The sequence below is a fragment of the Ureibacillus thermosphaericus genome (assembly GCF_012396605.1).
In the GTDB taxonomy this organism is placed as follows: Bacteria; Bacillota; Bacilli; order Bacillales_A; family Planococcaceae; genus Ureibacillus; species Ureibacillus thermosphaericus.
The window spans coordinates 15,769-30,241 of sequence record NZ_JAAXPW010000034.1 but is presented as its reverse complement, the minus strand read 5'-3'; the positions used below and the strand labels follow the sequence as shown (position 1 = coordinate 30,241).

Sequence of the window (14,473 nt, the reverse complement as noted above, 5' to 3'; positions counted from 1 at the left end):
AAAAGACAGCGTCACTCAACGCCCGTAAACTCTCGGTTTCATGGAGTTGGGCATACAAAAGCAGTTTCATAAATGAAGCCATATAAAGCTTCTTGGTATAGTGATTTAATTGATGTGTTTTCACTAGGTCGTCAAATAATGGACGATTAATCGGTGAAAACCATTGTTCAAATGATGTTTTTCGTGTAAACTTATCCATGGTTTTGTCCTTTGTATTGGATTTGGATGGTTTACTACCACCCAACCATTATAAAGGATTTTTTTGTGTTTAGATTATATTTCAGAAAATTTCGGTTTATTTGAAGGTGTTAAATTATTTTAATGCGACGCTAGTGATACATATTGCAAAAAAAAAAACGCCTGTTAAAAGGCGGGATAATAGTGAAATTTATTGAACTATTTCAAGTGATAGGAAATTGGCGATATTTGTAAAATAATTATCTTTAATCATGTTGTACGACAGGATGGGCGTCATCAATGACTCTGATAGGGCGCATCATATCGTGATCTTCATGTTCGAGCAAGTGACAATGCCAAATATAGTTCCCCGTATGTTCTTTCCAATGCATGATGACTCTTGTGACCATTCCGCTAGGAGCGCTCACCGTATCTTTCCATCCTCTTTCGTAGTCGAGAGGCGGTTCTGGATCACCTATAAACTCAAGAATTTCCCCGTTGGAATTTTGGTATAATTCAAGATCAAACGGTCTTCGATCAAGAATTTTGAATTGTACTAAATGAATATGCATAGGATGGGCAATTGGTGTGGCATTGATAAATTCCCAAATTTCAACACTATCTAAAGAAGGTTTTTCTGAGCATGGATCGTGATACATTTTATTATCTAGCATCATCATAATTCTACCGTATTGATCTTCTCCGACAGATAAAGGTAGCTTACGAATGACATGAGCGTGGTGTTCATGTAAATCCATTGATTCAGCAAGTTTAGTTGGAATCTCACTTGTATCTTTTCCTTTTAACGGGCGAGTTACACGAAACTCCATAATGTCCCTTTTGGGCTCATCTTCATCAAATAACGTATTAATTAATTTGATTTTTTGCCCTTTGAACGAGGAGAAGTCGACGATTACATCTACTCGTTCCGCTGGCATAAGCTGTATAGAAGTAACTTTAACAGGTGCAGTTAAAAAACCGCCATCCGTACCAATGAGATAAAATGGTTCCCCATTTTCAAGTTGGATATTGTAAGTAGAGCTGTTCGCACCATTTAAAATGCGGAATCGATATTTTCTTGGTTCTACCTCTAAATACGGCCAAGCTTTTCCGTTAACAACCATCACATCTCCGTTGAAAAATGGAACAATGGTAGGAATAAATGGTGCTGGAATTGGGAATGGTGCATCTTCCGGTGGACGATCTGGATAAAATAATGATCCATCTTCGTTAAATGACTTATCTTGGAGGAGAAGAGGATATTCATAATCTCCTTTTGGCAAATTTAATCGATCTTCTAATGCATCTCGGATGATATAAAAACCTGTCAGACCTGCATAAACATTTAATCTTGTCATCGCCATTGTGTGATCATGATACCAAAGGGTCGCTGCTGGCTGATGATTTGTGTATTCATGAACCTTTCGTTTAAATTTTGGTCCCGTATATTCATAGTTTTGTGTATACCAAGCTTCTGGATGACCATCGCTTTCCCAAAATACATTAGCACCGTGTACATGAACAACTGAACGAACTTCTGGTGAGTCACCTACACCGTGCAATGTGCGATCGATAGGTAAGAAATGCTTTTTTGGAAGTTTGTTTAAATATTTCACATAAATTTTTTTGTCTTTTCTTGCCTCAATTGTTGGCCCCGGATAAATTCCATCATATCCCCACACTTTTGTTAATGGAAAGTCTCGGTGAAATCGATGAAACGCTTCTTTCATCGTAATTTCAAAATATGAATTGGTTGGATAGTTAGGGTTGGGTTTCGGTTTCACTACAGGGGGTTTTTGTAAAGGCGTTACAAACTTTGGTATTGAAGCAGGATCTTTCGGGTTTACTTTCGTTTTAGGCAATTTTTCACTTCCTTTGTCATACTTTCATATCTATCCTATTCATCAGCATCATCTTATGTTTCTAATAGTGGGACAGATAGAACGTATGATGACAGACCATTAAAGTCAAATTTGAAGCTGATTGATGGTAATGATGTCTAACTATGCTGTAAAAACACATGGCGAAATGTAAATTAGTGGGTTTGCCTAATTGGAAGATTGTTGGTGGAAAAATTTATGAGAGTTTTGCATATTCGTTAGTGAATATTAGGCTATTGGAGTCGCATCTGATTCTTTCGGTACCTTATTCGCAACAGTAATTAACTCGAATAGAAGCATATGTTTAATTTATTCCTTAGTTCACAAGTTGGAAAATAGAATAAAAGACCCCTATCTAATGCGGGGTCCTTTATGTTAAAAAAGTTTTTATATTACCTTAAAGGGCACAATGAGAAGATTATCCAATCTATTTAATATTATGTTAAATGTTTAAGCTATCAATAAAGTTTTCAATTTCTTCTTGTGTTTTGCGGTCGCGGCTAACGAAACGTCCAATCTCTTTTCCATTGTTGTAAGCGATAAAACTTGGAATTCCAAAAACATCAAGTTCGCCGCACAAATCTAGAAAGTCGTCACGATCTACTAATACAAACGTATATTGAGCATATTTTTCTTCGATTGCCGGAAGGAATGGTTTAATGAATATGCAGTCTTTGCACCAATCTGCTGAAAACACAAAGATTACACGTTCGTCGTTTTTTAGTTCATGAAACTGTTCAATGGATTGTAGTGATTGCATTGTTTCTCCTCCAAGTGAATGTATTGTAAGTTAAAAGGTATCATACCATATTATTTAAACCAAAACAAACTAAACCACTATGTTTTATTTAATACATCTTCTATCATCAGAGCGATGCTTAAATTGGTTTTTGTAAAATTATCGTTTAAATCAACATCTAACAAAGATTCGAGTTTTCGAATTTTATAATTGACGGTATTTCGATGAAGGAAAAGTTTTTTGCTAATCCGATTTACACTTCCGTTTTCTTCTAAAAAAATTTTCAAAAATTGCACATAGTCCGATCCATTCATTTGGTCGTATACATATAGGGGGCCTAGCATTTCTTGATGAAAGGATTTGATGACAGGATCGTCGTATAATGCCAAAAGAATACGATATGCACCGATATCTTTATATTTAAAAAAAGAAGATTTTTGTTGCAATTGGGTTAAATGGATCACAGTGAGCGATTCGTTATAACTTTTTTTCACTTGTTGGATTGAGTGATATTTATTTCCCATACCAATGGTTAATTGTCTTGTCCCCAGTTCTTCGTATTCCTTTTTATAAATGTTTTGAAAGATGGATTCTATTGGAATTTTCTTAGCGTGTTCATCATAGGAAAAGATGACATATATCAATTGATTATTATGTTCCAAACAAAAGAAGTGTTTGAAATATTGTTGAAACTCATAATCAATCAATTTTCGGTATTGAAAATATTTATTATTTGGTTGATCCAATAAACAAGTAATCACGCAAAAAGATTCTTCTTTTGAAATACCACGTTGCTTCAATAATTCTTTTAATTCTTCGAGAGGGGAATCGATATCAAACAGTAATTGCTGCAAAATTCTTTTTTCATTGTTTTGTTGATAGTGCATATTTTGTTTTTTCGAAATAAACTCAAAAGTCATTTTTAATAAATCCGCGATTCGATATTTCCATTCAAACTGGAAAAGAGGTAATTGCTTTTCATTCGCAAATTGAATGATTGCATTGGGGACACGAGGAATGTAGGGTCCGATATTGATAATAAAACCTGCTATTTTTTTTGCATGTGAGGACTTAATTAATCTTTCCAGTTGCCTTTCATCATTATTCATTTGAATACCAGTCGTTACAATTAATTCATTTGGTCGACAAAATGGAACTAAGTCAGCCGATTCGATTACATTAATTCCAGAAAAACTTTTATGGATTCCAGCCTGTCCACCAATTAACTGCAGATGTTGGAAATTTGGATCAGATAATAGCTCCGAAATTTTTACCATAGAATCCCCCCAAAATAAATTGATACGCGTAAATCCCCTATTGGCTTATATGAAAAAAAATTATCAAATAGAACTGTGCAACTGCACAATAATTTTCGTCAGAATGACCATTAATTGAGGATTAAGTTTCTAATAAAATTATCGTAATAAGTCACAGTTTAGTTGGTATAAAGGGGGGGGAGTTAATGTATAAGTGCAATGAGGCGAGGCTGAAAGAATCCATCATTCAGTTTAGTCAATTCGGTGCTACAAGTAACGGCGGTGTTACAAGGCTCGCCTTATCAAAAGAAGATCTTCAAGCAAGGGACTATTTCGTTCAATGTTGTGAACAACTAGGGATGGAAATAAAAACAGATGATATGGCCAATATTTATGCGACTTTGCCGGGAAAAAGGAATTTACCACCAATCGTGATGGGGTCGCATCTTGATTCCGTCGTGCGAGGCGGTCGGTTTGATGGAGTGCTTGGCGTATTAACTGCGCTAGAGGCGGTAAGAACAATCAAAGAAAATGGACTAGAATTAGAGATTCCGTTAACGATTGTGAATTTTACCAATGAAGAAGGTGCTCGTTTTGAACCGTCAATGATGAGTTCCGGGGTACTTTCTGGAAAATTCGATAAAGAACGAGTGTTAAAATCAACAGACGTAAGTTGCATCACGTTTGAACAAGCATTGAAAGAAAGCAATTATCAAGGAAGCGAAGAAAATCGGCTAAAAGAAGCCAGTGCTTTTATTGAATTGCACATTGAACAAGGTCCTGTACTAGAAGCGGAAAATGTTGAAATAGGTATTGTTGAAGGTGTAGTGGGAATGGTTTGCTATGAAATTCGCATTACAGGTGAATCAAACCATGCCGGCACAACACCGATGAAAATGCGTAAAGATCCTTTATTTTTAGCTAACAAATATATATCACTCCTCATAGAAAAACTAGGTCAAATCGATGAAGAATTAGTTTATACAATCGGTCGAATGAATGTCTCTCCAAATATTCACACAGTCATTCCTAACAAAGTTGTCTTCACGTTAGAGTCACGTCATAAAGATCCAGCAAAAATTAAACAAGTAGAAGAAGTAATCCATTCCTTACCAGAAGAAGAAGCAGGATGCAAAGTGGAAATTGAAAGGCTTTGGAATCGTGATACAGTCGTTTTTGACGAAACAATTTGCAATCAAATCGAAGAGGCTTGTAAAAGCTTTGGTTATTCATCAAAAAGGCTATATAGCGGTGCAGGCCACGATGCACAATTTATTGCAAGCTACATTCCGACAGCGATGATATTTGTGCCAAGCATCAATGGAAAAAGTCATTGCGAAGAAGAAGAAACCCCTTACGAAGATTGTGCAAAAGGTGCAGATGTATTGCTGGAAACAGTGCTGAATCTTCAAACAAAATTTTCACTAAAAGTGCAAGAAAAGCAAACTAATTAAAGGAGGAAAGGTGCTTATATGTCAAAAAAAATCATTAAAGGCGGCTGGATTGCAACTGCCTCAGATTTTTTCCAAGGTGACATTTTAATTGAAGGAGAGAAAATTGTTCAAATCGGTGGAAACATTGTTGATCCGGATGCTGAAATCATCGACGCAAGTGGAAAGTACGTGTTTCCAGGGGGAATCGATCCGCATACGCATCTAGATATGCCTTTCAATAATACGGTGACTGATGATGATTGGGAAACAGGGACAATTGCTGCAGCCTTTGGTGGAACAACAACAATAATCGACTTTGCATTAACTGCGGGGGAATCGAAGCTAGCAAATGCTGTGGAGAAATGGCACAAAAAGGCGGAAGGAAAAGCAGTTGTTGATTATGGGTTCCACTTAATGATTCATGACTTAAATGATGAAACGGAAAAAGAATTGCCTATTTTATTAGAAAAAGAAGGAATTTCATCCATTAAGGTATTTATGGCTTATGCGAAGGAATTCCAAGCATCTGATCGAACATTGTTTAAAGCTTTCAAGATAGGAAAAGAAACTGGTGTCGTTGTGATGGTTCATTGTGAAAACGGTTCCGTAATCGATGAACTGGTGGAAGAAGCACGAAGAAAAGGCCATACAGCACCAATTTATCACGCTTTGACGAGACCGCCAGAAGTGGAAGGAGAAGCGACGAAGCGAGCAATTGAACTCGCTCATATTGCGGGAGCAAAGCTTTATGTTGTTCACGTGACATGTAAAGAAGCAGTTGAAGAAATTATTAGAGCCCGAGAAAAAGGATACGAAGTTTACGGAGAGACTTGTCCACCCTATTTGGTGCTAGACCAAACAGCCCTAGAGAAACCAGGATTCGAAGGAGCAAAATATGTCTGGTCGCCTCCTTTAAGACCGAAATCTCATCAAGAGCCATTGTGGAACGCATTAAAGGCAAAACAATTACAAACGATTGGTTCGGACATGTGCTCATTTAACTACAACGGTAAGAAGCGTTTAGGGTTAAATGATTTCTCTAAAATTCCAAATGGCGGACCATTTATTGAAGACCGCTTCAGTGTATTATTCTCAGAAGGTGTTGCAAAAGGGCGCATTTCCATTACAGACTTTGTTGACATGATTGCAACGAGCGCGGCAAAAATCTTTAATTTATATCCGCAAAAAGGAACAATTGCGGTTGGCAGTGATGCAGATATTGTCATCTTTGACCCGACTGTAAAACGGACTATTTCCGCTGAAACACATCACATGAATGTCGATTATAATCCGTTCGAAGGAATGGAAGTGACAGGTGAACCGGTAAGTGTGTTGTTGCGCGGAGAGTTCATTATTAAAGACAAAGAATTCGTAGGTAAAATCGGAGGCGGTAAATATATTCATCGCAGCTTAGCTAAGGAACCAAAAAAAGAAACTCAAATCATCAATTGATAGTTTAGGAGGGGGATGTATGACAAGCCTTTTGGGGGGTCGCATTTCATCTAATTTGACTGAAAATTTTGAAGAAATTTATAAAGGAATGACACCAAGCGAAGCTATCGAAGAAGCGAATCGTTGTTTGTATTGTTATGATGCACCTTGTATTAAAGCTTGTCCAACGGCGATTCCAATTCCTAATTTTATTAAGAAAATTGCATCCGGTAATTTAAAAGGGTCAGCAAAATTGATACTTGAGGCAAATCCTATTGGAGCCAGCTGTGCAAGAGTTTGTCCAACTGAGGAGTTATGTGAAGGCGCTTGTGTTTTAGGTTCTGTTTCAAAACCGATACAAATAGGCAACTTGCAACGATATGCAACAGATTGGGCAAGAGAACAAGAAAAACCTTTATTTGAAGCAAAACCATCTAACGGCAAAACGGTAGCCATTATCGGAAGCGGTCCGGCAGGATTATCTGCAGCAAGAGATTTAGCTCGTTTAGGCTACGAAGTAACGATTTTCGAAGCGGAAAAGGAAGCAGGGGGGTTAAATTATTTCGGAATTGTTCCTTTCCGCTTACCGAAAGATGTTGTGGAATGGGAAGTACAACAAGTTGAGCAATTAGGTGTTGAAATAAAAACGAATACTCGTGTTGGTGTAGATGTTTCCGTTGATGAAATAAAAAACAATTATGATCGAGTTGTGTTGGCAATCGGAATGGGTGATGTTCCGAATTTAGGAATTGAAGGGGAAGAATTAGAAGGCGTTTATGATGCAATTCAATTTGTAAAAAATACAAAATTAGGATCTATTACAGAATCTTTCAGAGGGAAAAAAGTTGTTGTCATTGGTGCAGGAAATACAGCGATTGATGCTGCAACATGCGCAATTCGTTTAGGTGCAGAAAACGTTCAAATTTTATATAGAAGAACTAAAAATGAAATGACAGCTTATGAGTTTGAATATGATTTTGCAAAAATGGACGGCGTTGAATTTAGATGGTTAACAACGCCTGTGAAGATTATTGGAAAAGACAATAAAGTCGTAGGCATTGAGTGCATCAAAATGGAACTTGGCGAACCGGGTGAAGACGGTAGACAAAAGCCGGTACCAGTAGAAGGTTCTAATTTTGTATTAAATGTAGATGCAGTAATTAAAGCCATTGGGCAAACGCGTCACATCGATCTATTAGAAGCCTTTGGTGTGAAACATTCAGGCGGAGTTGTTCAAGTCAATGAGTGTTTAGAAACGTCTGAGAAGAATGTCTATGCATGTGGAGATGTTATCTTTGGGAAAGGTCAAGGAGAGGCAATGGTTGTAACGGCTACACAACAAGGGAAAGAAGTAGCAAAAGCTATACACGAATCGTTTGAATTACAAAAGGAAAAAGCCTAGGGGGGATTGAAACATGGCGGATTTAAGCATAAATTTAGCGGGAATTAAATCACCCAATCCATTTTGGCTTGCTTCAGCACCACCGACAAACTCTGGCTATCAAGTTCAAAGAGCTTTTGAAGCAGGTTGGGGTGGAGCGGTATGGAAAACCCTTGGTGAGCCTATTTTAAATGTCTCTTCACGATTCTCTGCATTATCATATAACGGTCAAAGAGTGGCAGGATTTAATAATATTGAGCTCATTACAGATCGGCCTATCGAAGTGAATTTGAAAGAAATCTATGAAACGAAAAAGAAGTTTCCTAATCATGCTGTTATTGCATCCTTAATGATGGAACCAAAACGAGAGAAATGGCATGAGATTGTGAAACGTGTTGAAGATGTGGGCGTAGACGGGCTAGAGTTGAATTTCGGATGTCCACACGGTATGGCAGAGCGAGGAATGGGAAGCGCCTCTGGTCAAGTTCCAGAGCTTGTTGAAAAACAAACTTATTGGGTTAAAGAAGTTGCAAAAACACCTGTTATTGTAAAGCTGACGCCAAACATTACAGATATTACAGCAACAGCAGAAGCTGCGACTAGAGGCGGTGCAGATGCAATTAGTATGATCAACACAATTAATAGTTTAATGGGTGTTGATTTAGATACATGGAACACGATACCTCATGTTGCAGGAAAAGGAACGCATGGAGGATATTGTGGTCCAGCTGTCAAACCAATAGCGCTCAATATGGTGGCAGAATGTGCAAGAAGCCCTTATATCAATGTTCCGATTTCTGGTATTGGAGGCATTTCCAATTGGCGTGATGCAGTGGAGTTTATGCTGATGGGGGCTACAGGTGTTCAAGTATGTACAGCGGCGATGCATCATGGATTTAGTATCGTAGAAGATATGATTGATGGTCTTAATAACTATCTCGATGAAAAAGGAATTTCTTCTGTGATGGATATTGTCGGAAAAGCAGTTCCGAAATATTCCAATTGGGGAGATTTGGATCTTAACTATAAAGTAGTTGCAAAAATTAACAACGATGTGTGCATTAACTGTAACAAGTGTTACATCGCTTGTGAAGACACTTCTCATCAATGTATTGAAAGATTGAATGATGAGAATGGTAATCCGATTTTAAAAGTACGAGAAGAAGATTGTGTAGGATGTAATTTATGTTCGATTGTTTGTCCGGTGGATGGCGCAATTGAAATGGTTGAAGTGAAAGACCGATTACCGAAGATGACTTGGAACGAGCGTCAAGCGGCAATTGCAAAATACTCTATGGCCAATGTATCTAGTGAATAATTCATTCTGAAAACAGGGAGAGGAAATTTTGCATAAAAAGAGTAATTACTTAAAGTCTCCTGATTTGCTTCCGATAACGCATGCAAAGAGGAACATTAGTCCGTTCGGATTCGCTGTTATTTGGGTAGGTATGGCCATTGTACTTGCGGCATTTGCCATTGGAGCGGCAGGGATTGTTAATTTGCCGCTTCCAATGGTCATTCTCGCAACGATTATTGGTTCTGTTGCGATCGGAATTTTAATGACGATTATTGGGGATATTGGCGTTGAACATGGGCTTTCTTTCCCCGTTTATATGCGGGCTCCTTTTGGAACAATTGGTACTCATATCCCTTCAGCAGTTCGTGGGATTACCGCTTCATGTTGGTTTGGAATTAACACATACTTTGGTGCTTCGGCAATAAACGGGATTTTAAACATATTATTTGGATTTGATCAATGGTTTATTTGCTTTATCCTATTTGCAACATTCCAATTAATCAATGTGTCGTTAGGAATTAAATCCATTGAACGCTTTGCGGATTTTGCAGCACCAATCATCATACTCATTTCCATTTGGATGTATATTTCCTTAGCCGATAAAGCAAGCGTGCAAGGAAAAGATATTTGGACGTGGGTTGAATCACCTGCAACAGGTGTTGCTGCTTTTACTGCCTTCATGGTTATTGTAATGGCCAATATGGGATTCTGGGCAACGCTCGCAGCAGATATGCCCTCATTATCCAGATTCTTTAAAGCGCCAAAAAATGAGCGAAATTGGTTTAAGCGTAATAAAACGCAATTAGTAGGTTCAATCATTGTGATGCCGATTTTTAATACGTTGATGATTATGATTGGTGCAGTTTGTTATGCATCGGTTGGTACTGGCGATCCAATTGTGGCGTTACAAGAAGCAGCAAGTGGATTCATCTTAGTCATCTTGCTACTAATGATTATTCTCGCCCAATGGTCAACGAATACGTCAGCAAATGTTATTCCAGCAGCAACGATATTTTCAAATATTGGTGGACCAAAAGTGCCTTTCTGGGTTGGGGTAATTATTGCCGGCATCATCGGTATATTAGCTCAACCATGGAATCTGTTTGATATTCTTACTCAGGCATTACTCATCATTGGTGGTATTTTAACATCGATTGTCGGTGTGTTGTTTGCAGATTACTATATCCTTCGTAAAAGAAGAGTGAATGTTAAGGATTTATATGAAGTAGATGGTCAATATCGTTATGCTAACGGAATTAACTGGGCAGGAATGCTTGCATGGATTATTGGGGGAATTATTGCCAATTTATTACCGACCTATTCTTCAATTGTAGGATTGGTAGCAGGTGCGGTTATTTATTATATTCTTGCAAAATATTGGTGGTTTAAAAAATATCCTCAAGCTGAAATAGTAGATCCAGATGATTCCAAATATTTAGGAATTACAGCTGGTAGGGACTGGATGATTGATGGTACAGAGACGGATGTAGAAGTGATCTTTGGAGAGCTAGAGGTGGAGGCAACCGAGCAAGTCATCCCATCGAAAAACATAGAATGAGGTGATTTGATGTCTGAAGAATATAAGGAGTTTCTTAAAGAAAAAGAAATTATTGAAAAGTATTTAGAAAAGGGATTAAAAATAGAAAAAATTTACGAAAACTTAGATGGTACAGTTGTAAAATTTTCAAATAGTGATGAAGAAATAATACTTACAACTCCAAATGCTAGAAAATTAATAGTTACAAAGTTGATACATGCTTGATTCTTTCGTGCTTAACATGTGTTGTTAAGCACTTTTTTATTTGCATAAAACTCTCCTACATAAAGGAAATTGGTATGTAAAATAATGGACTTTATTGTCATAGGAAAATCACTCATGGTTTAAAAAATTCGGGATATTCTAATGAAGAAAGGAGGATTCGTTTTGGTTCGAAAAATATTTCTCCCCTTATGTTTGGCGATTGTATGCTTTTATATATTTCCGACTTACGTAAATGCAAAAGAAACGAAGGAAAATGTTTATCAGGAAAGAATGAATTTGTACAAAAGCTACGAAACGCCATTTGTCCCATGGTATCGTTTGGCGGCGGTCGATCAATATGAAAGAAATATCCAAGAAGTACGGAAGGATATTCCGAAGCGTGAGAGTATCATCGCGATTCAGTTTTCTCCTGAATTTTGGGTTGGAGAATTGAATCCAAATGAGGAAGATACTTCACCTTTTTCAATTGGATATTTTGGGGGGAAAGGTCTTGATGGAAACGGAGATGGCAAGGCAGATCGAAATCATGACCAAGATATTCTTTATACAATGGCAACGTATTTAAGCGAATTTGGCCCGTCAGAAGAGGATTTTAAAACTGCCTTATGGGAGTATTACAAAGATGAAAAAATTATCAATCAAATTATAACCATTCAAATACTTTATAAACATTTCAATTCTATTGAGTTAGACAAGCATATTTTTCCCCTCCCAGTTCGAGGCTATAATTACAGCTATAAAGGAACTTGGGGTGCTAGCAGGGGATGGGGCGGAAGACGTATACATGAAGGAACGGATATTTTTGCAGGCTATGGCACGCCTGTTCTGTCAACTTCTTATGGTGTTGTAGAAGTGATGGGATGGAATCAATTTGGCGGTTGGCGAGTTGGCATTCGGGATAATCATAATACGTATCATTATTACGCACATTTAGCATATTTCAATAAAGATTTGAAAGTTGGAGATATTGTAGAACCGGGAACAATTCTTGGCGCCGTAGGAAGTTCTGGATATGGTAAAGAAGGAACGAGTGGAAAATTCCCTCCACATTTACATTACGGAATGTATAAATTTAATGGCCGTACAGAATGGGCATTTGACCCATATCCACATCTTTTGCAATGGGAAAAACAAACAAAGAAGGGACAAAAATAACAAGAGTTGCTTTAGCGAAAAATCGCTAGAGCAACTTTATTTTATGGTAGAAGCCGCAAACATTTTTAGCTAAAAGTATTTGAAGAATATCCAGTCTGCTAAAAAAGATTATGCTTTTCAATGAGACACTGGGAAGTAGAAAGTTATATATAGTTGGAATAAAATACCAAAATTTATATTCATTTTAACTTATTGAAAATTTTATGAGTTCATGTAACAATGATTGTAATTTAATAAAGCATTATAAATCACTAGGGGTGCTAATTCATTTTAGCTGAGAGAGGCATTGCCTCAACCCTTTGAACCTGCACTAGGTAATGCTAGCGAAGGGAAGTGGTTGTTGGGACTCGTATTATCTATTTTTATATCTTTTTGCATTCATTTCGAGTTTTAAGCCACTTCAATTTGAAGTGGCTTTTTTTAATGGTGAATTGAAAGGGAGGGAGAAATGATGAAATTTACTGACCGACTCTTTGAAAAGTATTGGTCAACTTGGAGAAAAAACCATGAACATCCGTTTGTGAAAGAGTTAGGTGCAGGCACATTGGACCCTGACAAATTCCGTTTTTATATGATTCAAGACTATTTATACTTAATCGATTATTCCAAATTGTTTGCTTTAGGTGCGGTGAAAGCGCCAAATCTTGAAGTGATGACGGTGTTTGCCAACCTGCTTTATTACACAATGAATGGAGAAATGGCGTTGCACAGAAAATATGCGAGTCGTTTTGGCATAACGGAAAAAGAGCTGGAAGAGGCAAAACCGTCTCCGGTAACGCTTGCATATACGCACTATATGTTAGCTGTTGCACAAAATGGTTCTATCGCTGAACTTGCAGCTGCTCATTTAGCTTGTGCATGGAGCTACTGGGAAATTGGATGTGAACTTGCTGAAATCGAGGGTGCTAAAGAACACGGATTATATGGAGACTGGGTAAAAATGTACAGTTCCGAAGAGTTTGGCCAATCAGCGCAATGGAATCTCGATTTGCTTAATCAATTGGCAGAAGGAAAACCGGAATCTGAACTTTTACGACTAGAAGAAATCTTCTTAAATACAACACGATTTGAATACATGTTTTGGGACATGGCATACAACAGGCAAATGTGGCCGACTGATGAAAAAGTCAATGCATGAAAGGAAGTCAATGTATTGGAACTGCATGCCATAACTGATGGAAAAAAATCAATTAAAGAGCTGAAAGAGATTATTACATCCATTGCCGATGTTGTTGATTACATTCATATACGCGAGAAAAGTAAAGTGCCCGCAGAAATCGTTGCGCTAGTAGAAGAACTTATTTATGCAGGGGTGGAGAAAGAAAGGCTTGTTATTAACGACAGGCTTGATATAGCCCTACTTACGGGTATACGGAACGTACATCTTCCAGCAAACAGTCTTCCGGCAGCAAAAGTAAAAACGGCGTACCCATATATGAGAGTTGGGGTTAGTGTGCATTCCGTTGAGGAAGCAAAAACTGCTGAAGAAGCGAGGGCAGATTATTGTCTTTTCGGTCATGTATTTGAAACGGACAGCAAAAAAGGATTGGCAGGTAGAGGAACGAATGCCCTAGGTAAAATCGTTGAACAATTGCAGATTCCCGTGATAGCGATTGGTGGAATTACGCCAGACAACGTTGAACAAGTGCTGGAGAAAAAAGTGCATGGCATTGCGGTGATGTCTACCATTTTCTCATCGAGTCAACCAAAGGAAGCCGCAATCCATTTAAAAAATATTGTTCAAAAAGGGGGATGAAGTTGCATCTTTACATTAATGGCCGAAAAACAGAAGTGCAAAGTAGTATTCAAAGTGTTGAAGATTTGTTGAAGTTTTATAAATTACAAGATCGCATAGTCGTGGTTGAACAGAATGGCGAAATTGTATTGAAAGAACAGTACAGCAAGCAGCTAGTGAATGATGGCGACAAAATTGAAATTGTCCATTTTGTTGGAGGGGGATAA

Annotated in this window: 14 protein-coding genes and 1 riboswitch; of the genes, 10 read left to right on the top strand and 4 right to left on the bottom strand. The window is 37.7% G+C overall.

All coding sequences use genetic code 11. The features are described from left to right. The 4 genes from HF990_RS12240 to HF990_RS12225 form a co-directional block, all read right to left on the bottom strand. Nucleotides 1–199 (bottom strand): DUF4372 domain-containing protein (locus HF990_RS12240; RefSeq protein WP_168412697.1); only part of this gene is annotated, 199 nt, incomplete at its 3' end. A gap of 244 nt (nt 200–443) precedes the next feature. Further along, nucleotides 444–2,039: a multicopper oxidase family protein gene (locus tag HF990_RS12235; protein WP_168412696.1), complete on the bottom strand. Its 1,596-nt coding sequence runs from the start codon at nt 2,037–2,039 to the stop codon at nt 444–446. A 460-nt stretch (nt 2,040–2,499) separates the two neighbouring features. Further along, nucleotides 2,500–2,817 (bottom strand): thioredoxin family protein, encoded by a 318-nt coding sequence (locus HF990_RS12230; RefSeq protein ID WP_016837619.1) that lies wholly within the window; start codon nt 2,815–2,817, stop codon nt 2,500–2,502. Between the two features lie 77 nt (nt 2,818–2,894). Next, entirely contained in the window at nt 2,895–4,073 is a 1,179-nt protein-coding gene (locus HF990_RS12225; protein ID WP_016837620.1) for a PucR family transcriptional regulator, read from the bottom strand. A 185-nt stretch (nt 4,074–4,258) separates the two neighbouring features. Between HF990_RS12225 and HF990_RS12220 the strand changes: the two genes are divergently transcribed. From HF990_RS12220 to thiS, 10 genes are all read left to right on the top strand, one after another. Then, nucleotides 4,259–5,506 carry a Zn-dependent hydrolase gene (locus HF990_RS12220; RefSeq protein WP_168412695.1) on the top strand — a complete coding sequence of 416 codons (1,248 nt, stop codon included), beginning with the start codon at nt 4,259–4,261 and terminating at the stop codon, nt 5,504–5,506. 18 nt (nt 5,507–5,524) lie between these two features. Further along, a complete protein-coding gene (gene hydA, locus HF990_RS12215; RefSeq protein ID WP_168412694.1) occupies nt 5,525–6,937 on the top strand; it encodes a dihydropyrimidinase in 1,413 nt (470 codons plus the stop codon). 19 nt (nt 6,938–6,956) lie between these two features. Further along, complete coding sequence (locus HF990_RS12210; protein ID WP_016837623.1) at nt 6,957–8,318, top strand: NAD(P)-dependent oxidoreductase; 1,362 nt, start codon at nt 6,957–6,959, stop codon at nt 8,316–8,318. A gap of 13 nt (nt 8,319–8,331) precedes the next feature. After that, on the top strand, nt 8,332–9,615 hold the full coding sequence (gene preA, locus HF990_RS12205; protein ID WP_016837624.1) for an NAD-dependent dihydropyrimidine dehydrogenase subunit PreA: 1,284 nt from the start codon (nt 8,332–8,334) through the stop codon (nt 9,613–9,615). A gap of 28 nt (nt 9,616–9,643) precedes the next feature. Then, on the top strand, nt 9,644–11,152 hold the full coding sequence (locus HF990_RS12200; RefSeq protein ID WP_016837625.1) for an NCS1 family transporter: 1,509 nt from the start codon (nt 9,644–9,646) through the stop codon (nt 11,150–11,152). A gap of 9 nt (nt 11,153–11,161) precedes the next feature. Next, on the top strand, nt 11,162–11,356 hold the full coding sequence (locus HF990_RS12195; RefSeq protein WP_016837626.1) for a hypothetical protein: 195 nt from the start codon (nt 11,162–11,164) through the stop codon (nt 11,354–11,356). Between the two features lie 162 nt (nt 11,357–11,518). Further along, nucleotides 11,519–12,511 carry a M23 family metallopeptidase gene (locus HF990_RS12190; protein WP_096549874.1) on the top strand — a complete coding sequence of 331 codons (993 nt, stop codon included), beginning with the start codon at nt 11,519–11,521 and terminating at the stop codon, nt 12,509–12,511. Nucleotides 12,512–12,754: 243 nt separating this feature from the next. Next, nucleotides 12,755–12,860: riboswitch (TPP riboswitch) on the top strand. A 102-nt stretch (nt 12,861–12,962) separates the two neighbouring features. Further along, on the top strand, nt 12,963–13,649 hold the full coding sequence (tenA, locus tag HF990_RS12185; RefSeq protein WP_096549872.1) for a thiaminase II: 687 nt from the start codon (nt 12,963–12,965) through the stop codon (nt 13,647–13,649). Between the two features lie 15 nt (nt 13,650–13,664). Next, entirely contained in the window at nt 13,665–14,267 is a 603-nt protein-coding gene (tenI, locus tag HF990_RS12180; RefSeq protein WP_096549871.1) for a thiazole tautomerase TenI, read from the top strand. Between the two features lie 2 nt (nt 14,268–14,269). Beyond that, nucleotides 14,270–14,473: a sulfur carrier protein ThiS gene (thiS, locus tag HF990_RS12175; protein WP_016837631.1), complete on the top strand. Its 204-nt coding sequence runs from the start codon at nt 14,270–14,272 to the stop codon at nt 14,471–14,473.

What these genes read in the sequence shown, in the direction of transcription:
- HF990_RS12230 (WP_016837619.1), bottom strand. Translation starts at nt 2,817, where the DNA reads ATGCAATCACTACAATCCATTGAACAGTTTCATGAACTAAAAAACGAC.
- HF990_RS12225 (WP_016837620.1), bottom strand. Translation starts at nt 4,073, where the DNA reads ATGGTAAAAATTTCGGAGCTATTATCTGATCCAAATTTCCAACATCTG.
- HF990_RS12220 (WP_168412695.1), top strand. Translation starts at nt 4,259, where the DNA reads ATGTATAAGTGCAATGAGGCGAGGCTGAAAGAATCCATCATTCAGTTT.
- hydA (WP_168412694.1), top strand. Translation starts at nt 5,525, where the DNA reads ATGTCAAAAAAAATCATTAAAGGCGGCTGGATTGCAACTGCCTCAGAT.
- HF990_RS12210 (WP_016837623.1), top strand. Translation starts at nt 6,957, where the DNA reads ATGACAAGCCTTTTGGGGGGTCGCATTTCATCTAATTTGACTGAAAAT.
- preA (WP_016837624.1), top strand. Translation starts at nt 8,332, where the DNA reads ATGGCGGATTTAAGCATAAATTTAGCGGGAATTAAATCACCCAATCCA.
- HF990_RS12195 (WP_016837626.1), top strand. Translation starts at nt 11,162, where the DNA reads ATGTCTGAAGAATATAAGGAGTTTCTTAAAGAAAAAGAAATTATTGAA.
- tenA (WP_096549872.1), top strand. Translation starts at nt 12,963, where the DNA reads ATGAAATTTACTGACCGACTCTTTGAAAAGTATTGGTCAACTTGGAGA.